Annotated in this window: 1 protein-coding gene; it reads left to right on the top strand. The window is 75.2% G+C overall.

Annotated features, from left to right (window positions below):
* A partial coding sequence (locus CCN42_RS33580) for an ATP-binding protein (protein WP_422641231.1) occupies positions 1–597 on the top strand: 597 nt, incomplete at both ends.

Here is a 597-nt window from a genome sequence, read left to right as displayed (position 1 = left end):
CGCCTGCTCTCCGCCGGCAGCCCCGCCGTCCTGCCCCGCCACCAGACCCTGCGCGCCGCCGTCGACTGGAGCCACGACCTCTGCACACCGCACGAGCAACTGGTGTGGGCCCGCGCCTGCGTCCTCGCCGGCAGCTTCGACCTGGAGACCGCCGAGGCCGTGTGCGCCGACGGCGAGCAGGTACGGCCCCACGACGTCCTGGCAGCCGTCGCCGGACTCGTCGACAAGAGCGTGCTGTGCCGGGAACCCGGCCCCGACGGCCTCCGCTATCGCCTCCTCGACACCCTGCGCCACTACGGCCTGGAGAAACTCCGCGAACTCCCCGGCGAGGAGAACGCCGCCCGCCGCCGCCAGCGCGACTGGATGCAGGAACGCGCCGCCGCCTGCGAGCGCACCTGGTTCGGCCCCGGCCAGCGCGAGACCGTCGCCCGGCTCCGCGCCGACCAGGACAACCTGCGAGCCGCCCTCGACTACAGCCTCACCGCCCCGGGCGAAGCCCTCGCCGGCCTCCGCCTGGCCGGCACCCTCTGGTTCTACTGGCACGCCTGCGGCGCACCCCGCGAAGGCCGCCACTGGCTCGACCGCGCCCTGTGGATC

This window comes from Streptomyces glaucescens (assembly GCF_002154375.1).
GTDB classification, from domain to species: domain Bacteria; phylum Actinomycetota; class Actinomycetes; order Streptomycetales; family Streptomycetaceae; genus Streptomyces; species Streptomyces glaucescens.
This window is presented reverse-complemented; position numbering and strand designations above follow the sequence as displayed.